Origin of the sequence: Clostridium sp. 16K-1-R1, assembly GCF_023921145.1 — a bacterium.
Classification (GTDB): Bacteria; Bacillota; Clostridia; order Clostridiales; family Clostridiaceae; genus Sarcina; species Sarcina perfringens.
Genome location: NZ_CP046515.1, coordinates 2,562,091 through 2,582,747, shown reverse-complemented (window position 1 = coordinate 2,582,747; position 20,657 = coordinate 2,562,091). Strand labels below are relative to the sequence as shown.

The window sequence follows — 20,657 nt, the reverse complement described above, 5'->3', positions numbered from 1 at the left end:
TAAGAAGTTTATAGTAAATATTCCATTTATAAATTTTCTTTTGAGTTTTGATACGGCTCTTTTTTTTTTTACAAGCTTATTAGGTATGTTAAAATATAATAAGATTTAATATATTTGGAGGGAAATATATGCAAAAAATAGTTTTAAATAATGGTGTTAGATTATTATATAAATTTAAAGATATAGAACATACATCTTTTTGCATAAGCTTAGAGAGCGGAGCTAATGTAGAACATAAAGATGAAATAGGAATGGCACATGCCCTAGAGCATATTTTATTTAAAGGAAATGAGAAGCTTAAGGAAGATGAGATAAATGAAAAATTAGATGATTTATTTGGATTTAATAATGCTATGACTAATTTCCCTTATGTTATTTATTATGGAACTACTGCAAAGGAAGATTTTGAAGAAGGATTTTCTTTATATGCAGATATAGTTTTAAATTCAGATCTTCAGGAATTTGGTTTTTCAGAAGAATTAAATGTTATAAAACAAGAAAGTGATGAGTGGAAAGAAGATTTAGAGCAACATGTAGAGGACCTTGCTTTAATGAATGGCTTACCAGATGAAAGAATAGGAAACTTAATAATAGGAGAAAAAAATCATATAGAAGCTATAAGTTTTCAAGGGTTAAAAGATTTTTATGAAAGAAATTATCTAAGTGAAAATATGATTGTCTCAGTTGTTTCCTCTCTTTCTTTAGAAGAAGTAAAAGAGATTGTAGAGAAAAATTTTAATAGAGCAAAGAGAGGAAAAATATCTAAATATAATTTAGAAAGAAATATTAATTGTGGCATATTCTCTAAAAAGATAGAGGGAAATACTGGGGCAAAAATATGCTGTTTATTTGATATAAATGATTTAAGTATGGAAGAGGTAACTTTACTTAAGGTATTTAATCTTTGGTTTGGTGAAGGGGTAAGCTCCGTATTATACGATGAAATTAGAACTAAGAATGGACTAGCTTATGAAGTTTATAGTGAAGTTAAGTATGAAAAGGGAATAAGATTATTTAAAATTTATTTAGGAACCTCTAAGGAAAAGGAAGAAGAAGCCTTAGGACTTATTGAAAAGTGTATATCAAAGGCTATGGATATAGAAGATTATTTAAGTGAAGAGGGATTAAATAAACTAATAAAGAGATTTAAGCTTAAAAATTCATTAGATTTAGAAAAAAGTATAGTTCTTGCTAATAGAATGGCTATATATGAAACTATGTTTAATAGAGGAGAATATATTTTTGAAGAATTAAACTTAGTTGAAAACTTAAGTTTAAAAGATATGAAAAATTTAATTAAAAGAGTTTTAAAGAAATCCATTGTGCAAATAATTAACTAAGAGGTGATGGCGTGAGAGAGCAGTGGCTACTTAAACAAAGAAAAAGAGATGAAATAGAAAATTTAAAGGAAGAATTAAATATAGATTTATTAACATCTATCCTTTTAGTGAATAGAAATATAAAAGATGAAAAAGATGCACGTGAATTTTTATTTGGTGGAATTGAAAATTTAAATAACCCTTATCTTATGAAAGATATGGAGAAAGGGGTTAAAAGGGTAAAAGAAGCCATAGAAAAGGGAGATAAAATAACCATATATGGAGATTATGATTGCGACGGTGTATCAAGTACTTCAATTCTTTATAAAGGGTTAAAAAGATGCAATGCTAACTTTAATTATCATATTCCAGATAGGGAAGATGAAGGGTATGGTATGAACTCTAAGAGAGTTAAAATTTTAAAGGAAGAGGGCACTAAGGTTATTTTAACTTGTGACAATGGAATTGCAGCCTTTGAAGAAATAGATTTAGCTGAGAATTTAGGCATGGATGTAATATTAACAGATCATCATGATATTCCTTTAGTTAAAGATGAAAATGGAGAGATAAATAAAGAAGTTCCAAAGGCTTATGCTGTTATAAATCCTAAACAAGAAGACTGTAATTATCCATTTAAATCCCTATGTGGAGCAGGAATTGCCTTTAAATTTATATGTGCATTATATAAAGAACTAGGGATTCCACAGAAGGAAGCTTTAGAATTATTAGAGATTTGTGCAATTGCTACTGTGTGTGATGTAGTTGATCTATTAGGAGAAAATAGAATAATAGTAAAAAATGGCTTAGAAATGCTTAATAATACTAAAAATAAAGGATTAATAGCTTTAAAGAAATATACAGGTCTTGAAGGAAAGGAAATGGCACAATATCACTTAGGGTTTGTTATAGGCCCTTGTATAAATGCCACTGGAAGACTTGAAACAGCTGACTTATCTGTTGAATTGCTTTTAGCTGAAGATGATGAAAGGGCAGATACTTTAGCTAAGGAGCTTTTTGAGCTTAATCAAAGAAGACAGGAATTAACTAAAGACAGCGTTGATATGGTAATAAAGCAAATAGAAGATAATAATATGGAAAATGACAAGGTTATTTTAGTTTATAATCCTTATATACATGAAAGTATTGCTGGAATTGTAGCAGGGAGAATAAAAGAAAAATATAATGTTCCTACAATAATAATGACTAAAGGAAAAGATATGCCTAAGGGATCTGCAAGGTCTATAGAGGAATATAATATTTTTGAGGAATTATCAAAATGTAAAGAGCTTATAAGCAAATTTGGAGGACATCCAATGGCTGCTGGTTTATCTGTTGAAGAAAAAAACATACCTATATTAAGAAATATGTTATTAGAAAACTGTAAATTAACAGATTATGATATAATACCAAAGGTTAGAATAGATGTTAAATTACCTTTAGAAAGTTTAAATTATGGATTAGTAGATAGTTTAGATAAGTTAGAACCCTTTGGAAAAGGAAATTCTAGCCCGCTTTTTGGAGAGAAAGATGTTAAAGTAAGCAGAGTTTGGATAATGGGAAAAGAGCAGAATGTAATTAAGTTTAGATGTAAATTAAGAAATAGTTACAAAACCATAGATGCCATAGCCTTTGGAAATAAGGTTGAGGAATTTAAAGAAGATTTTGCTAATAAATATGGAGAAGAGGAATTATTAAGAGTATTAGATGGTGGAAATTGCAACTTTAGCGTTGATTTAATTTATTACCCAAATATAAATGAGTTTAATGGGAATAAATCTATTCAAGCTAATGTAAAATACTTTAGATTATAAAATTAAAGGAGCAATATTTTAAAATATTGCTCCAATGTTTTGTATATAATTAGGCATAAATTAATCATATACAATATTAATATTTAATTTTATTTAACAGTAGACTTTAATAGGTTCAGGTTAAATTCCTTTTTCGTATTGTTCTACCATTCTTTTAACCATTTCTCCACCAACGCTTCCGCATTGTTTAGAACTTAAATCTCCATTGTAATCTGAGAATGGTACTCCCATTTCAGCTGCTACTTCATTTTTGAATTTTGATAATCCGTTTTTTGCTTCTGGTACTAAATGTTGTGACATTTTTCATTCCTCCTTAGTTATTAATTGAGTTTGTATTACTATTAATTGAGTTTGCATTTATATATTGTGCAGAATAGAGTAAAATATGAGAGGGAATTATAGGAGTTATTACAAAAAAATATTTATAAAACCATAGTTTATTTAAAATATTATAAAATCACATTTTATTAAGGGAGTTGATTTTTTGAAAAAGTATAAAATAATTATGACTGGTGGAGGTTCTGCAGGTCATGTTACCCCAAATTTAGCTTTAGTTCCTAAATTAAAAGAGTTAGGGTTTGAAATAAAATATATAGGAAGTAAAAATGGTATAGAAAAAGAAATAATAACTAAGGAAAATATACCTTATTATTCAATATCATCAGGTAAGCTTAGAAGATATTTTGATATAAAAAACTTTACAGATCCTTTTAAAGTATTAAAAGGTGTTATGGATGCCTCAAGAATACTTTCAAAAGAAAAACCAGATGTTATATTTTCAAAGGGTGGATTTGTTACAGTACCTGTAGTAATAGCAGCCTCAATGAAAAAAATTCCTGTGGTATCTCATGAATCAGATTTAACCCCTGGATTAGCAAATAAAATAGCATCACCATTTTGTGATACCCTGTGTGTTACATTCCCAGAAAGTTTAAAATATATAAAGGATAATAAAGGGGAATTAACAGGAACTCCAATAAGAGAAGACCTTTTAAAGGGAGACAAAGAAAGAGGAAGAAAGTTCTGTAACTTCAAAGAAAATAAAAAAGTTCTTATGATAATTGGTGGTAGTTTAGGTTCAAAAGTTATAAATGAAAGCGTTAGAAAAATTTTAAATGAGATATTAAAAGAATATAATGTTATACATTTATGTGGAAAAGGAAACTTAGATGAATCATTAAAGAACTTAGATGGATATAGACAATATGAGTATATATCAGAGGAACTTCCAGATTTAATGGCTTTAGCAGATTTAGTTATATCTAGAGCAGGAGCAAATACAATATTTGAATTATTAGCTCTTAGAAAGTTAAATATATTAATACCTTTATCAGCTAATGCTTCAAGAGGAGATCAAGTTTTAAATGCTAATTCCTTTGAAAAGAGTGGATATTCTATGGTCATAAAAGAAGAAGAGCTTAATTCAGAATTATTATTAAAATCAATAAAGGATTTAGAAAAAAATAGAGAAAAGTACTTAAATTCCATGAAAATGAGCAAAATAGGCAATGGTGTTAATAATATCATAGATATAATAAAAAAATCGGCACATATGTAAATTTTTATAGTTAATTCTTAGCATATGGTAGAAGTTTTACAAGAATTAAGAATAAACTATAAAAATATGTTTCAAAATATCGGAATATGAAACTTGAAAAATTTCTGTCAAAGAGTATAATTATTAATGTCGAGTAAAATTAGTTTTGTATCAAATAATATTGGGCTTTAAGATAAAATATATTATCAAGTATAAGAGGTGTTTTTATGAGTAAAGTATCAGTAATATATTGGAGCAATGGTGGAAATGTTGAAGTATTAGCAAACACTATTGCAGATGAGTTAACAGATTTAGGAGCAGAGGTTTTAATAAAACATGTTTCAAACGCTAAAGTAGAAGATGTGCTAGAAGCCGATGCAGTAGCTTTAGGCAGCCCTTCAATGGATAATAATAGAATAGAACAATACGATATGGAACCATTTGTTAATCAATTCAAATTAACTCCAAATAACAACAAAAAAATGATCTTATTTGGATCATATGGTTGGGATAATGGAGAATTCATGGTTGAATGGGTTAAAAGAATGAAAGATTATGGATTCGACGTTGTTGGTAGCTTAGCTGTAAATGAATCACCAAACGATGATGAAATTAATTCAGCAAAAGAATTAGCAAAAAAATTAATAAAATAATACTTATGCTAATAAGTAATTTTAATTAATTACTTTAAATATATTATAATTTTTAAGATTTTAATTTATATATCTACAAAATTAATGAAAGAGAGGTCATCTCAATGGCAATGAGAAAAATGAAAACTATGGATGGTAACACAGCTGCCGCTTATATATCATATGCGTTCACTGATGTTGCAGCAATATTCCCTATCACTCCATCATCACCAATGGCAGAGTGGGTTGATGAAAACAGTGCAAGAGGATTAAAGAACATATTTGGTCAACCTGTAAAAGTAATGGAAATGCAATCAGAAGCAGGTGCTGCTGGAGCAGTTCACGGTTCATTACAAGCTGGAGCTTTAACTACTACTTACACAGCTTCACAAGGTTTATTATTAATGATACCAAACATGTACAAAATAGCTGGTGAATTATTACCATCAGTATTCCATGTATCAGCTAGAGCATTAGCTACTTCAGCATTAAACATCTTCGGTGATCACCAAGACGTTATGGCTGCAAGACAAACTGGATTCGCTATGTTAGCAGAAGGATCAGTTCAAGAGGTTATGGATTTATCAGCAGTTGCTCACTTAGCAGCTCTTAAAGCTAGAATACCTTTCGTAAACTTCTTCGATGGATTCAGAACATCACATGAAATACAAAAAGTTGAACTTTTACAATACGATGAATTAAAAGAATTAGTAGATATGGAAGCTGTAGAAGAGTTCAGAAGAAGAGCTCTTAACCCTAACAAGCCTGTTACAAGAGGTACAGCTCAAAACCCAGACATCTACTTCCAAGAAAGAGAAGCAGTAAACAAATTCTACGATGCAGTTCCAGAAATAGTTGAGAGCTACATGAAAGAAATCACTAAGTTAACTGGTAGAGAGTACAACTGTTTCGATTACTATGGAGCAGCAGATGCTGAAAGAGTTATCGTAGCTATGGGATCAGTTACTGACTTAATAGAAGAAACTGTAGACTACTTAAACGCTAAAGGAGAAAAAGTTGGTTTAATCAAAGTAAGATTATTCAGACCATTCTCAAATGAAAGATTAATAAAAGCAATGCCAAAAACTGTTAAAAAGGTTGCTGTTTTAGATAGAACTAAAGAACCAGGTGCTGCAGGAGAACCTCTATACTTAGAAGTTAAAAATGCATTCTACGGATTAGAAAATGCTCCTGTAATAGTTGGTGGTAGATTCGGATTAGGATCAAAAGATACTGTACCAGCTGATATCGTTGCTGTTTACGAAAACTTAAATAAAGAGGATGCTAAAAATGGATTCACTTTATCAATAGTTGATGACGTAACTAACACTTCATTAGAACCAGTTGGAGACATAGATACTACTCCAGAAGGAACTAAAGCTTGTAAGTTCTGGGGATTAGGATCAGACGGAACAGTTGGAGCTAACAAGAGTGCTATCAAAATCATCGGAGACCATACTGACATGTATGCTCAAGGATACTTTGCATATGACTCTAAAAAATCAGGTGGGGTTACAATTTCTCACTTAAGATTCGGTAAACAACCAATAAAATCACCTTACTTAATAAACAAAGCTGATTTCGTTGCTTGTCATAACCAATCATATGTTAACAAATACTTCGTTTTAGATGGATTAAAGAAAAACGGAACATTCTTATTAAACACTATCTGGACTCCAGAAGAAGTTGCTGAACATTTACCAGCAAGCTATAAGAGATTCTTAGCTGAAAACAACATTAAGTTCTATACTTTAAATGCTGTTAAGATAGCTCAAGAAGTTGGATTAGGTGGAAGAATCAACATGATCATGCAATCAGCATTCTTCAAACTAGCTAACATAATACCAGTAGAAGACGCAGTTAAATACTTAAAAGATGCTGTTGTAACTTCATACGGTAAAAAAGGTGAAAAAGTTGTTAACATGAACCACGCTGCTATAGACAAAGGAATCGACGCTATCGTTGAAATCACTGTTCCAGCTGAGTGGGCTAACGCTAAAGATGAAGTTGTTGAAGCTAAAGAAGTTCCAGCATTCATCAAAAACATTGTTGAACCAATGAACAGATTAGAAGGAGATAAACTTCCTGTATCAGCATTCAACGGAATGGAAGATGGTACTTTCGAACCAGGTACTGCTGCATACGAAAAGAGAGGAATCGGTATAAACATACCAGAATGGATAGCAGACAACTGTATCCAATGTAACCAATGTGCTTACGTTTGTCCTCATGCTACAATAAGACCATTCTTATTAACTGAGGAAGAAGCTAAAAATGCTCCTGCTTCAACTAAGTTAGTTGCTGCTAAAGCATTAAAAACTGAAGAGCCAATGCAATTCACTATGGCTGTAAGTACTTTAGACTGTACTGGATGTGGAAACTGTGCTCAAGTTTGTCCTGCTAAGGAAAAAGCTTTAGTTATGAAACCACAACATACTCAAGAAGATCAAATAGAAGCTTGGGATTACTGTGTAAATGATGTTGCACCTAAGAAAAACCCAATGAACAAAAACACAGTTAAAGGTAGCCAATTCGAGCAACCATTATTCGAGTTCTCAGGAGCTTGTGCTGGATGTGGAGAAACTCCATATGCTAAACTTATAACTCAATTATTCGGAGATAGAATGATGATAGCTAACGCTACTGGATGTTCATCAATCTGGGGTGGATCAGCTCCTTCAACTCCATACACAACTAACCACAATGGTCATGGACCAGCTTGGGCTAACTCATTATTCGAGGACAACGCTGAATTCGGATTAGGTATGTTCTTAGGAGTTAAAGCTATAAGAGAAAGATTAGTTGATCTTGCTGGAAAAGCAATTGAAGCTGGTGTTAAACCAGAAGCTAAAGAAGCTTTAGAAGCTTGGATAGCTGAAGTTGACAACGGAGAAGGAACTAGAGATAGAGCTGACGCTGTTGTAGCTGCATTACAAGGTGAAACTAACGAGTTCGCTAAAGAAATATTAAAAGATCAAGACTACTTAGCTAAGAGATCACAATGGATCTTCGGTGGAGACGGATGGGCTTACGACATCGGTTACGGTGGAGTTGACCACGTTTTAGCTAGTGGAGAAGATGTAAACATACTTGTTATGGATACAGAAATCTACTCAAATACTGGTGGTCAGGCTTCTAAATCAACTCCAACTGCTGCTATCGCTAAATTCGCTGCTGCAGGTAAGAGAACTAAGAAGAAAGATTTAGGAATGATGGCTATGAGCTATGGTTATGTATATGTTGCTCAAATAGCTATGGGTGCAGATAAGAACCAAACTCTTAAAGCTATAGCTGAAGCTGAAGCATACAAAGGACCATCATTAATAATAGCTTACGCTCCATGTATCAGCCACGGATTAAAAGCTGGTATGGGTAACTCTCAATTAGAAGAGAAGAGAGCTGTTGAATGCGGATACTGGGCTATGTATAGATTCAACCCAATGTTAAAAGAAACTGGTAAGAATCCATTCTCATTAGACTCTAAAGAACCAACTGGTGATTTCAGAGAATTCATAATGGGAGAAGTTAGATACGCTGCATTAGCAAAAGCATTCCCAGAAGCTGCTGAAGCTTTATTCGAAAAGACTGAAAGAGATGCTAAAGAAAGATTAGAAAACTACAAAAAACTTGCTGCAAACTAGTAAGTAGTAGATAACTAATTACGTTTAATATATATTGATTGAAGTATAAAGTAATATAAGAGTTAGAGTATTTATGCTCTAACTCTTATTTTTTTGTTTAAATTTATTTTCATATGATAAGTGTATTGGGGTTATATAATTAAGAAAGATAATTTATAAAGTAAAAATAATTAATAATCTATTTTTATAAAAGATAAAACTATAAATATCAATTTAAAATAAGAATTAAATATCTTTGTATAGATATGAATATTAATAATTTTGTATAGGGATAAATATTAATAATTTTTAAATATAAAATTATTATATGGTCAATTAGAAAAAATAAAATTTTAAATAAATAAATATTCTTTTTTATATTTATTCAATAAATTTTTAATAAAATGTTAATTAAATAACTCTCTTGATGATATTAAGTTAAAGAGGAAGAAAATAAAAGAAAATTGAAGTATTTTAGAGAAAAATAAAATTAATAGAATAAATTAATAATTAATACAGAAAAATGAAAGAATGAAACTTTTGAATAAATTGTTAACAAAGGTTATTATTTAAATATAGTTGGTAGCTATTATTCAAGACAAAAATTTAGAGCGTGATAAATTTTTGTCTTAGGTAATAGTTGTTAATTGTTAAAGCTTAAGTATTAAACTTAAGTTTCTAAAATTATAAATTAAACAATAACAACAGAGGAGGCGTTTATTATGCCAAGTAAATCAAGTGCAAATGCAAAAACACTTACTTTGTTTGGGTTCTTTGCTATGACAGCATCAATGGTAATGACAGTATATGAATACCCTACATTTGCAACATCAGGATTTCATTTAGTATTTTTCTTAATCGTAGGCGGACTTTTATGGTTCTTACCAGTTGCATTATGTGCAGCAGAAATGGCAACTGTAGATGGATGGGAAGAAGGCGGTATCTTTGCTTGGGTAGGTAATACTTTAGGTGAAAGATGGGGATTCGCAGCGATCTTCTTCCAATGGTTCCAAATAACAGTTGGATTTGTTACAATGATTTATTTTATATTAGGGGCTCTATCTTATGTGCTAAATTGGCCAGCATTAAATAGTAATCCATTAATAAAATTTATAGGTGTTTTAATCATATTCTGGGGATTAACTTTCTCACAATTTGGAGGAACTAAAAATACAGCTAAAATAGCTAAAGCAGGATTTGTTTTCGGAGTTGTAGTTCCAGCAATTATATTATTTATATTAGGTATAATGTACATAGCAAAAGGTAATCCAGTACACGTTGATTTAAGTGCACATGCTCTTATACCTGACTTTACAAAGGTAAATACATTAGTTGTATTCGTATCATTTATATTAGCATACATGGGAGTTGAAGCATCAGCATCACATGTTAATAAATTAGAAAATGCAAGCAAAAACTATCCATTAGCTATGTTTATACTTGTTGTATTAGCAATAGTTCTTAATACAGTAGGTGGTTTAACAGTAGCAGCAGTTATTCCTGCTGAGCAATTAAACTTAAGTGCTGGTGTTGTTCAAACATTCCATCAATTAGTAGTTGTAAACTTAGGTGAAAGTTTTGATTGGATAACAAGAATAGTAGCTTTACTATTAGCTTTAGGAGTTATGGCAGAAGTAAGTTCATGGGTTGTAGGTCCTTCAGAAGGTATGTATGCAGCAGCTAAAAAAGGATTATTACCTAAAAAATTAACTGAAGTTAATAATCATGAAGTTCCAGTTCCATTAGTATTAGTTCAAGGTTTAGTAGTTACTATATGGGCAGCTGTTTTAACATTTGGCGGTGGTGGAAATAACGTTTCATTCCTTACTGCAATATCATTAACAGTTGTTATATACTTAGTTGGATATTTATTATTCTTCATAGGATATATTATTTTAATATTAAAACATGGAGATTTAAAACGTGCTTATCATGTACCAGGTGGAAAAACATTTAAGATGATAGTAGCAATAGCAGGATTCGCTGTATCAGTATTTGCTTTAGTTATTTCATTCGTACCACCATCACAATTAACAGGAAAAAGTGTATCAGAATATTTAACTATACTATCAATAAGTTTCATAGTAACAGTTTTAATTCCATTTATAATTTATGCTTTACATGATAAATGGAATAAATAGCAGAAATAAATTAGAGTTATATTTGAAGTAGCCTAAAAGTATAGGCTACTTCAAACATTTTATAGAGAAATAATTAAAAGTTTTGAAATTTTAACTATGTAATAAAAGAGGTGAGAGGTATGAATTATTATATAAGCATATTATTTAGAGCCATACCATTATTAATGGGAATAATATGCCTTACTTATGGATCATACATATATACACTTGGAGATAAATTTGGCAATGGATATATAATAGCTAGTCATGTAATAATATTTTTTACTGCCATATGTATAGCTTTATTTACTACAGCAGCAACAATAATAAGACAATTAATAAATAAATATAATTCATTTTTTAAGTTTATTCTCCCTACCATTGGATATTTATGTGCAGCCATAAGCATGGTAGGAGGATTGTATTTTGCTTTAAACAATGGAGGAAATCCTGCATATTTTGTGGCTGGAAACATAGGCTTTGGTGTGGGACTGATATCATGTTGTGTATCTACAGTGGCATTATCATCAACAAAGTTTTTGCTTATACCAAGTAATAGTAAAAATTTAAAAGAAGGTGAAAAACCTAAGGGATGTTTTAGTAAAGAAATGTCCTATGTACTTATAGCTATTCCTATAATATGCACTTTAATAGGACTAATATTTTCATTTAATCTCTTAAGACATACAGATAAGGTACCTAGTTTGGTAGCTGGATTTGTACTATTTGGCATATCTTTAGTTTGTGGAAGTTTAATATCATTAGTAGCTAGTGTTTGTAGACAAATACAAAATACTTTTACTAGTAAGGAGCGTTGGAAATGGTCTATATTAGTTATTGTATTAGGAAGTATAAACCTTATATTAGGAGTATGTGTGCTTTTATTTAGTAAAAATCAAACTTTTATAGCACCGGGATATGTATTAATAGGTTTAGGGTTAGTATGCTATAGTATTTCAAGTAAGGTATTATTACTTGCTTCAGTGTGGAGAAGAAAGAGCAAGTTATCTAAGAGAATTCCTTTAATACCTGTTATAACAGCCTTAGCTTGTTTATTTTTATCAGCATATTTATCAGAGGCTGAATTAGTTAACATGGCATATTTTGTACCAGCCCATGTCATGGTTGGATTAGGAGCTATATGCTTCACATTATTCTCCATAGTGTCAATATTAGAGAGTGGTACATCAAATTAAATTTATGTATTTTATGGAAGTGAATTTTTAAGGATTCACTTCTTTTTTTATAAATATTTAATGAAAATAAAGGTTTATAAATATTGAATCTATTAAGGTGTTATTGAAAAGAAATTTTTTACTTAAATATTTAATAAAATGTTAATGAAATATAAATTTTAAAATATATTTTATATAAGGATATATTTAATCAACATTTTGTTATATATGCATTATTTTATTAAAATATGAAATAATAAGTTTGTTTGAAATAAAATAATTAAAAATATGGAGCTTATTTTAAGTATTTATTAATAAAAATCATTCTAAAATATTTTATAGAGAAAAAAAGAGGAAATTGAAGAAATTAAGAGCATTAGAGAGAAAATTTAAATGTTAATAAATAAATAATAAAATATTAACAAAATGTAACGAATTGACGAATTTAAATATTATACCAAAAGGTGTATTATATAAATAACTTGATGAGGTAGTCATTAAGGCAATATAGATAAAATGATTTATATAACTAAAAATTACTCTTAATTTCTTGAAAGTTATGAAGAGATTAAGAGTGGTTTTTAGCTAAATTAGGAGGTATTTAAAATGCTTTTTGGAAAAAATGAATTAGGTAGTCAATTTGAAACACCAATATTTGGTACTGTGGAAAGTAATGAATCTATTCCTAAATATGAATTAGCTAAAAAATCAATTGCACCTCAAGTTGCATATAGATTAATTAAGGATGACTTACTAGATGAAGGTAATGCTCGTCAAAACTTATGTACTTTCTGTCAAACTTACATGGATGATGAAGCTGTAAAATTAATGGCGGAAACATTAGAAAAAAATGCTATAGATAAATCAGAATATCCTCAAACAACTGATTTAGAAAATCGTTGTGTAAATATATTAGCAGATTTATGGCATGCACCAAAGGATGAAAGTTTCATGGGAACTTCAACAGTTGGATCATCAGAAGCTTGTATGCTTGGTGGTATGGCTATGAAATTTAGATGGAGAAATAGAGCTAAAGCTTTAGGTATGGATGTTACATCAAGAAAACCAAACTTAGTAATTTCTTCAGGATACCAAGTATGTTGGGAAAAATTCTGTGTTTACTGGGATATAGAAATGAGATTAGTTCCAATGGACGAAGAACATATGAGCATAAATGTAGATAAAGTTTTAGACTATGTTGATGATTATACAATTGGTGTAGTTGGAATACTAGGAATTACTTACACTGGTAAATATGATGATATTAAAGCATTAGATAAAAAACTTGAAGAGTATAATAAAACTGCAAAATTAACAGTTCCAATGCATATAGATGCTGCTTCAGGTGGTATGTTTGCTCCATTTATAGAACCAGAACTAGAGTGGGACTTCAGACTTAAAAACGTTGTTTCAATAAGTACATCAGGTCATAAATATGGACTAGTTTATCCTGGTATAGGTTGGGTATTATGGAGAGATAAAGAATACTTACCACAAGAATTAGTATTTGACGTAAGCTACTTAGGAGGAAAAATACCAACAATGGCAATTAACTTCTCAAGATCAGCTAGCCAAATTATAGGTCAATATTATAACTTCTTAAGATATGGATTTGAAGGATATAGACAAATACATCAAAGAACAAAAGATGTTGCTATGTTCTTAGCATCTGAACTTGAAAAAACTGGATTATTCCAAATATACAATAATGGTGAAAACTTACCAATAGTTTGTTATAAATTAAGAGATGATGTAAATGTTGATTGGACATTATATGATCTAGCAGATAGATTATTAATGAAAGGATGGCAAGTACCAGCTTACCCATTACCAGCAGACTTACAAGATACAATAATTCAAAGAATTGTTTGTCGTGCTGACCTTAGCCATAATTTAGCTGAATTATACTTAAGAGACTTAAAAGCAGCTATAGAAGATTTAAATAACGCAAGAGTTTTAAATCAAAAATCTAAAACAGGAGTACAAGGATTTACTCACTAGTATATAATAAAAAACTCTCCTTAAAGTAAAAACTTTAGGAGAGTTTTTTCTATTAAGAAGTATATTTACTAGAAATATTATTTTCTATTGATTATAATATTATATTATGTTAAGAATATAATTAAAGATTATAAAGAAAATGCTTTTATTATTTTGTATTTAAGGTTACAATTAATATAAAGTAAATTTTCCACAAGGGAGGAAAGATTATGTCAGATAAAGATTTAAACAAATGCTGCGGAGGTAACTGTGGTTGCGGAAGCGAAAAAGAAGAAAAGCATGAAGGATGCGGATGTGGTGGACACGGTCACGATCATGGACATGACCATCATGAAGGATGCGGATGCGGAGATGAACATTTAGAGCATTTCGTTGTAGATTTAGAAGATGAAGAAGGAAACACAATAACTTGTGATGTTATTGATGCTTTTGAATATAAAGATGAAGAGTACGTTTTAGTACAACATCCTGATGAATCAGTTTACCTATTCAAATCTCAAGGTGAAGAAGGAGAATTAGTTCTTCCTTCAGAAGAAGAGTTTGATGAAGTTGTTAAATTCTACGAAGAAAATGTAGCTGAATAATAAAAAAAAGATGATGTTTTACATCATCTTTTTTTTAGTTTATAATATTTTTTATAAATTTTATTTGAAGTGTGGTGTATGACATGGAGAAATTAGCTATATTTGATGTTGATTTTACTTTAACTAGTAAGGAAACTTTACTACAGTTATTTAAATTTTTAATAAAAGAAGATAAGAAAAACTTAAAATTTTTACCAAGGGCTGCTTTTTCAGGACTTATGTATGGATTAAAGTTTTATGATGAAAAAAAGGTTAAGCAATCATTTCTTAAATTTATAGATGGAGTAGAGGAGAAGGATTTAAAAATCCTTGTGAAAAAATATTATGATGAGGTTTTAAGTAAGATAATTTATAAAGATTCTATTGATATGATGAAAAAGTTAAAATCAGAAGGATATAAAATTTACTTAATATCAGCTTCGCCAGAATTTTATTTAAATGAACTTTATAATATAAAAGAAGTGGATGTTATAATAGGAACAAGGTTCTCATTTAATGAAGGAAAGTTTGAAAGAAAAATGGTAGGGGAGAACTGCAAAGGGGAAGAAAAGGTTAGAAGACTTAAGGAATACTTACAAGAAAATAATATAGAGGTAGATTATAAAAATTCATATATGTTTTCAGATTCCCTTTCAGATAAACCTTTATTAGATCTAGTAGGAAATGGCTACTTAATAAATTATAAGAAAAATAATAAGGATTATAAGATTTTAAATTGGAAATAAAAAGCAATCTCTATTTAGAGATTGCTTTTATCTTAATTAAAATTATTTACTAACTCTTGTTGTGATTATTTGAGTTAATGGTGGTACAACTTGTTTCTTTCTTGAAAGAACTCCAGGTAAGAAAGTAGTTGAGTCCTCTAATTTAACTTTGAATGCTTCTTCAGCTATTTCAGGACTTCTTCCAGCCACTAATATTTGTGAACCTTCATTTATTATGTCAGTAAGTAATAACATAATCATTTCTAATCCCATTGATTCAGCTTTTTGATTCATGTAATCTAACATTTCACCTTTTAAAGGCATGAATCCTTCTATGTCCATTGTGTTAACTTGAGCAACACCTACTTTAACACCTTCAATTGTGAAAGGTTTGAAGTCAGCGTTGAATATTTCTTCAATAGACTTTCCTTTTAATGAAGTACCAGCTTTAAACATTTCTTTAGCAAATGTTTCAGGAACTATTCCTGCTATTTCAGCAAGTTTTCTGCACATTTTCACGTCTTGTGGAGTACAAGTTGGTGATTTAAATAATAATGTGTCTGAAATTATAGCTCCACATAAAAGTCCAGCAGCTTCTCTTGATGGTCTGATTCCATTTTCGAAGAATCTCTTAGCAACTATTGTTGAAGTACTTCCAAGAGGTTCATTTCTGAAGTATATAGGGTTACCAGTTTGGATATCTGCAACTCTATGATGGTCTATGATTTCTAATACTTCAGCATCTTCTAAACCATGTACTGATTGACCTCTTTCGTTATGGTCAACTTGGATAACTTTTTTCTTATGAGTAGAAATTAAGTGGAATCTTGCAATTGAACCAACTACTTTGTTATTTTCATCTATTACAGGATAGTTACTGTATCTAGTTTCACTCATTGTTACTTTTACATCTTCAACTAAATCATCAGTAGATACAGCTACTAAGTTATCTTTAGTCATAACATAGTCTACTGGTAAACTTTGAACGATTAATCTTGATGCAGTGAATGAATCATGAGGAGTTGTAATAACAGTTATGTTATTTTTCTTAGCAAGTTCTATTATTTCTTTAGAAGGTGTATGTCCACCTGTTACTATTAATAAAGAAACTTTTAACTCTATTAATTCAGCTTGTATTTCAGCTCTATCTCCAGCTATAGCTATGTCGCCTTCGCTTATGAATTCTTTTAAAGATTCAGCTTGCATAGCAGCAACTACAACTTTTCCTGGGAATACTTTTCTTTCTTCATTTATGTTTTGAGCTTCAGCAGATAATGTATCTAATATGTTATCTAATGAAGTAGCACTTTTAGCAAGAATATTGCTATCCCAAATATCCATGTATGTTGCAGTTATGTTTGATGTTGATAACATTCCAAGTAAGTGGTTATTTCCATCAGCAACAGGGATTGATTTTAAGTTTTTATCTCTCATTATGTTCCAAGCCATTTTTAATGAAACTTCTGGAGCTAATGGAGCTATTTTATCCATTTCTAAATCTTCAACTTTTAGTTTAACTGTTTCTAAAAATTGAGGTGCTTCTACACCAAAATAATCAAGTATGTATTGAGTCTCTTGGCTAACATTTCCTAATCTAACTGGTATAGCAGGAGTGTCTTGAGTTTTGTTTTTAAATTCAGCATATGCTAAAGCAGCACATATTGAATCTGAATCAGGATTTTTATGTCCTGTAATGTATATAACATCCTTCATTTAGGTTGCCTCCTTTGTTATTCGAAATTTTTTAATTCATGAATATATTTTAATTCCTAAATTATGAAAAGTAAAGTTTAACAACACTCATTTTATCATAGTTTAATAGAATTTTCTATGAGGTAAAATTTAAGAATTATTCTTAATATAGGGTGTTACATAAGAAATTTTTTAGTTCTAAAAGCAAGTTGTTTAAACATATATTACAATAGATTGCTAGGAAAAGAAGGAGGAACAAGAAGTTATGCATGAGAAAGAACTCTTTAGAGGGTTAACAACTCAAGAAGCTAAACAACGAATAGAAAAATTTGGATTAAATGAAATAACAGAAAAGAAAAAGGTATCTGCTATAAAAATATTATTACAACAATTTAATGATTTTATAATATGGGTTTTAATTGGAGCTACTATTATATCAGGACTTATGGGAGATGTTGCAGATGCTATTACCATATTTGTTATTGTTGTAATAAACGGAATTTTAGGATTTGTACAGGAATTTAAGACGGAAAAATCTTTAGATGCATTAAAATCCTTAGCAGCACCTACTTGTAAGGTATTAAGAGATGGGAATATTAAGGTAATTAATGCTAATGAATTAACTATAGGGGATGTTGTAATATTAGAGGCTGGAGATAGAGTTCCTGCTGATGGAGAAATCTTTGAGTGTACAAACTTTATGATTGATGAGTCATTACTTACTGGAGAATCAGTTGGAGTTAACAAAACAAATAATTCTAAAGAAGCTTCTTTAATTTACATGGGGACTAAAGTATTAAAAGGTAAAGGAAGATTTAGAGTAACAGCTATAGGTATGAGTACAAAAATGGGGTCTATAGCAGATATGTTACAGGACATAGAAGAGGAAAAATCTCCTCTTAAAGAGAGATTGGATGGATTAGGGAAAATTTTACTTGTATTATGTTTAGCTATATGTGCTTTAGTTACTATATTAGGTATTATAAGAGGAAATGATTTAACAGAAATGTTTTTGCTAGGTGTTAGTTTAGCCGTAGCGGCTATACCAGAAGGATTGGCGGCTATAGTAACAGTTTCTTTAGCTTTAGGAGTTTCTAGAATGTTAAAAAGAAATGCCTTAGTAAAGAAATTACCAGCTGTTGAAACACTAGGATGTACCTCAGTTATATGTAGTGATAAGACTGGTACCTTAACTCAGAATAAGATGACTGTTAAAGAAATTTTTGTAGATGGAAAGCATTGTAGATTAGATGTGGATAAAATTCCAAATTCACCTATTTTAATGAAAGCCTTTGTTTATTGTAATGATTGTAATTATGACTTTTCAAAGGATAAGTTAGATGATGTATTAAATGGTGATCCTACAGAAACAGCCTTAATAAAGGCATATTTTAATAATGTAGATGTATTAAAAAATACAGTATCTAATGTAAATAGAGTTTTTGATATACCTTTTGATTCAAGCAGAAAAATGATGTCAGTTATAGTTAAGGAGAATGGAAGAGAGGCTTGTTATGTAAAAGGTGCTCCAGAAAGACTTATAAATAAATGTAGATATATACATGAAGAAGGAAGAGTTAAATTACTAACTTCTCAAAAGAAACAACAAATATTAAATGTTGTGGAGAATATGAGTAATAGGGCACTAAGATGTATAGGAGGAGCATATAGAGTAGATAATTTAACTAGAAGTGAAAGTCTTGAAAATGAACTTATATTCCTTGGAATTGCAGGGATAATAGATCCACCTAGACCAGAGGTTAAGGACTCAGTTATAAAATGTAGATTAGCAGGAATAACTCCTGTAATGATAACTGGTGACCATAAAAACACTGCTTTTGCCATAGGAAAAGATTTAAATATTGCTAAGTCTCAGGATCAAGTAATAACTGGAGAAGAATTAGACAAATTAGATGATAAAGAACTTAAAAAGAGAGTTAATAAGCTGAGAATATTTGCTAGGGTTACTCCTAATCATAAGCTTAGAATAGTTAAGGCATTTAAGCAAAATGGAAATATAGTTGCTATGACTGGAGATGGAGTAAATGATGCTCCAGCTATAAAAGAAGCTGATATTGGGGTTGCTATGGGAATTTCAGGCACTGATGTTACAAAGGAAGCTTCATCAATGATTTTAATGGATGATAACTTTGAAACCATAGTATCAGCAGTAGAAGAGGGAAGAATAATATATGATAATATAAGAAAATTCATAAGATATTTATTGTCATGTAATTTAGGAGAGGTTTTAACAATGTTTTTAGCTACCATATTCTATCTTCCAACTCCTATGTTACCTATACAAATACTTTTTGTAAATTTAGCTACAGATGGACTACCAGCAATAGCCTTAGGAGTAGATCCTGCTGATAAGGATATAATGAATCAACAGCCTAGAAGTAAGAAAGAAGGTATATTTGCTAGGGGACTTACTGAGAAAATTTTAGTAAGAGGATGTTTAATTGGAATATGTACCTTACTAACCTTTATTGTTGGTGGATTATATGGAATGGATTTAAGTACATGTAGAACTATGGCTTTATCAACATTAGTTATGTCTCAATTATTACATGTTTTTGAATGTAGATCAGAAAGACATTCAATTTTTGAAATAAAATTATTTACTAATATGTACTTGGTAGGTGCAGTAGCAATATCAATACTTATGTTATTAAGTATTATTTACATTCCTTTCTTTAGTGGAATATTCCATACCACAGTACTAGGTATAAATCATTGGTTAATAGTTTTATTCTTCTCAACAATAATATTCTTTATAAATAGCTTATACTTATTTATAAAAGTAAAGAAATAAATTTAATGAGATATATAAATTATTATTTTTTTAATATAAAAATGGTGTGTATCAAAATAATTTTTTATAAAACTTACAAAAAATATGAAGAGAATATCTAGATAAGCTTTAGAATTTAAATTATTAGCGAAATCTAGTAATTTTCAGAATATGTTTGTAAGCTTTAAATAAAAAAAGCTGTATTAATATACAGCTTTTTATCTTTGTTTAAATTGTTGTTGTCTAGCTTTCTTTAATTGTGAATGGTCTACAGGTACTAAATCTTGTTTAGTAGTTAAGTTAAGTATGTTATTTAGAGCAATATACTCTTTTTCATTTTCCTTATTTGATTTAAGTCCTTGAACTATAACATTATTTCCTTTTTTCACACTTATGAAAGTAGGTTTTTTAAACCAACGATTCTTCTTATATACGCATTTTATTATTTGCTTACTTCTCTCAGGTTTAACTATTAAAGTAACAACTAATTTGTGGAATATCCAAAGAATAGTTTTTTCTTCGATTTTTTCAGAAATTACGCTTCCTTGAAATTGAGCCATTCTATCGCCGTATTTTTCAAGATAAGAATCAGTGTAATATTTAGATAATTTTTCTTTGAAACCCATAATTATAACTCCTTTTAAGTTGACGAATTTACATTTATTATT

14 protein-coding genes are annotated in these 20,657 nt (G+C 29.8%); 11 read left to right on the top strand and 3 right to left on the bottom strand.

The window, feature by feature from the left end; translation table 11 throughout:
• Positions 1–128 precede the first annotated feature (128 nt).
• Both GOM42_RS11445 and recJ read left to right on the top strand, forming a co-directional pair.
• The gene (locus tag GOM42_RS11445; RefSeq protein ID WP_011591041.1) at positions 129–1,340 is read left to right on the top strand and encodes a pitrilysin family protein; all 1,212 of its coding nucleotides are present in this window, start codon (positions 129–131) and stop codon (positions 1,338–1,340) included.
• 11 nt (positions 1,341–1,351) lie between these two features.
• Positions 1,352–3,130, top strand: a complete 1,779-nt coding sequence (gene recJ, locus GOM42_RS11440) for a single-stranded-DNA-specific exonuclease RecJ (protein ID WP_011591040.1) — start codon at positions 1,352–1,354, stop codon at positions 3,128–3,130.
• A 120-nt stretch (positions 3,131–3,250) separates the two neighbouring features.
• Here recJ and GOM42_RS11435 read toward each other — a convergent pair whose 3' ends face one another.
• Positions 3,251–3,430 (bottom strand): alpha/beta-type small acid-soluble spore protein, encoded by a 180-nt coding sequence (locus GOM42_RS11435; protein ID WP_003451068.1) that lies wholly within the window; start codon positions 3,428–3,430, stop codon positions 3,251–3,253.
• Between the two features lie 184 nt (positions 3,431–3,614).
• Here GOM42_RS11435 and GOM42_RS11430 point away from each other — a divergent pair, with 184 nt between their 5' ends.
• The 8 genes from GOM42_RS11430 to GOM42_RS11395 all read left to right on the top strand — a co-directional run bounded on the left by GOM42_RS11430 (position 3,615) and on the right by GOM42_RS11395 (position 15,524).
• Positions 3,615–4,688, top strand: coding sequence for an undecaprenyldiphospho-muramoylpentapeptide beta-N-acetylglucosaminyltransferase (locus GOM42_RS11430; protein ID WP_003451085.1), 1,074 nt, complete (start codon positions 3,615–3,617; stop codon positions 4,686–4,688).
• A 206-nt stretch (positions 4,689–4,894) separates the two neighbouring features.
• Entirely contained in the window at positions 4,895–5,320 is a 426-nt protein-coding gene (locus GOM42_RS11425; protein WP_003451301.1) for a flavodoxin, read from the top strand.
• Positions 5,321–5,430: 110 nt separating this feature from the next.
• Complete coding sequence (nifJ, locus tag GOM42_RS11420) at positions 5,431–8,940, top strand: pyruvate:ferredoxin (flavodoxin) oxidoreductase (RefSeq protein ID WP_025647475.1); 3,510 nt, start codon at positions 5,431–5,433, stop codon at positions 8,938–8,940.
• A gap of 701 nt (positions 8,941–9,641) precedes the next feature.
• The gene (gene gadC / locus GOM42_RS11415) at positions 9,642–11,060 is read left to right on the top strand and encodes a glutamate:gamma-aminobutyrate antiporter (RefSeq protein WP_003454789.1); all 1,419 of its coding nucleotides are present in this window, start codon (positions 9,642–9,644) and stop codon (positions 11,058–11,060) included.
• A 119-nt stretch (positions 11,061–11,179) separates the two neighbouring features.
• The gene (locus GOM42_RS11410; protein WP_011591039.1) at positions 11,180–12,235 is read left to right on the top strand and encodes a DUF2776 domain-containing protein; all 1,056 of its coding nucleotides are present in this window, start codon (positions 11,180–11,182) and stop codon (positions 12,233–12,235) included.
• A 585-nt stretch (positions 12,236–12,820) separates the two neighbouring features.
• The gene (locus GOM42_RS11405; protein WP_003455061.1) at positions 12,821–14,215 is read left to right on the top strand and encodes a glutamate decarboxylase; all 1,395 of its coding nucleotides are present in this window, start codon (positions 12,821–12,823) and stop codon (positions 14,213–14,215) included.
• Between the two features lie 209 nt (positions 14,216–14,424).
• On the top strand, positions 14,425–14,799 hold the full coding sequence (locus GOM42_RS11400; RefSeq protein WP_003451221.1) for a DUF1292 domain-containing protein: 375 nt from the start codon (positions 14,425–14,427) through the stop codon (positions 14,797–14,799).
• 83 nt (positions 14,800–14,882) lie between these two features.
• On the top strand, positions 14,883–15,524 hold the full coding sequence (locus tag GOM42_RS11395; RefSeq protein ID WP_003454832.1) for an HAD-IB family hydrolase: 642 nt from the start codon (positions 14,883–14,885) through the stop codon (positions 15,522–15,524).
• 42 nt (positions 15,525–15,566) lie between these two features.
• Here the strand turns inward: GOM42_RS11395 and GOM42_RS11390 are convergent, their stop codons facing one another.
• Positions 15,567–17,216: a putative manganese-dependent inorganic diphosphatase gene (locus tag GOM42_RS11390; protein WP_003451432.1), complete on the bottom strand. Its 1,650-nt coding sequence runs from the start codon at positions 17,214–17,216 to the stop codon at positions 15,567–15,569.
• A gap of 244 nt (positions 17,217–17,460) precedes the next feature.
• Between GOM42_RS11390 and GOM42_RS11385 the strand changes: the two genes are divergently transcribed.
• A complete protein-coding gene (locus tag GOM42_RS11385) occupies positions 17,461–20,010 on the top strand; it encodes a calcium-translocating P-type ATPase, PMCA-type (protein WP_057231911.1) in 2,550 nt (849 codons plus the stop codon).
• 197 nt (positions 20,011–20,207) lie between these two features.
• On the opposite strand, the gene GOM42_RS11380 is transcribed toward GOM42_RS11385, so the two are convergent.
• A complete protein-coding gene (locus tag GOM42_RS11380) occupies positions 20,208–20,615 on the bottom strand; it encodes a hypothetical protein (protein ID WP_003451377.1) in 408 nt (135 codons plus the stop codon).
• Between the last annotated feature and the right edge of the window lie 42 nt (positions 20,616–20,657).

Bases quoted from the DNA above. Each gene is read 5' to 3' on its own strand.
- GOM42_RS11405 (WP_003455061.1), top strand. From the start codon at position 12,821: ATGCTTTTTGGAAAAAATGAATTAGGTAGTCAATTTGAAACACCAATA.
- GOM42_RS11395 (WP_003454832.1), top strand. From the start codon at position 14,883: ATGGAGAAATTAGCTATATTTGATGTTGATTTTACTTTAACTAGTAAG.
- GOM42_RS11380 (WP_003451377.1), bottom strand. From the start codon at position 20,615: ATGGGTTTCAAAGAAAAATTATCTAAATATTACACTGATTCTTATCTT.
- GOM42_RS11445 (WP_011591041.1), top strand. From the start codon at position 129: ATGCAAAAAATAGTTTTAAATAATGGTGTTAGATTATTATATAAATTT.
- GOM42_RS11425 (WP_003451301.1), top strand. From the start codon at position 4,895: ATGAGTAAAGTATCAGTAATATATTGGAGCAATGGTGGAAATGTTGAA.
- GOM42_RS11400 (WP_003451221.1), top strand. From the start codon at position 14,425: ATGTCAGATAAAGATTTAAACAAATGCTGCGGAGGTAACTGTGGTTGC.
- GOM42_RS11410 (WP_011591039.1), top strand. From the start codon at position 11,180: ATGAATTATTATATAAGCATATTATTTAGAGCCATACCATTATTAATG.
- GOM42_RS11385 (WP_057231911.1), top strand. From the start codon at position 17,461: ATGCATGAGAAAGAACTCTTTAGAGGGTTAACAACTCAAGAAGCTAAA.
- gadC (WP_003454789.1), top strand. From the start codon at position 9,642: ATGCCAAGTAAATCAAGTGCAAATGCAAAAACACTTACTTTGTTTGGG.
- nifJ (WP_025647475.1), top strand. From the start codon at position 5,431: ATGAGAAAAATGAAAACTATGGATGGTAACACAGCTGCCGCTTATATA.
- GOM42_RS11390 (WP_003451432.1), bottom strand. From the start codon at position 17,216: ATGAAGGATGTTATATACATTACAGGACATAAAAATCCTGATTCAGAT.
- GOM42_RS11435 (WP_003451068.1), bottom strand. From the start codon at position 3,430: ATGTCACAACATTTAGTACCAGAAGCAAAAAACGGATTATCAAAATTC.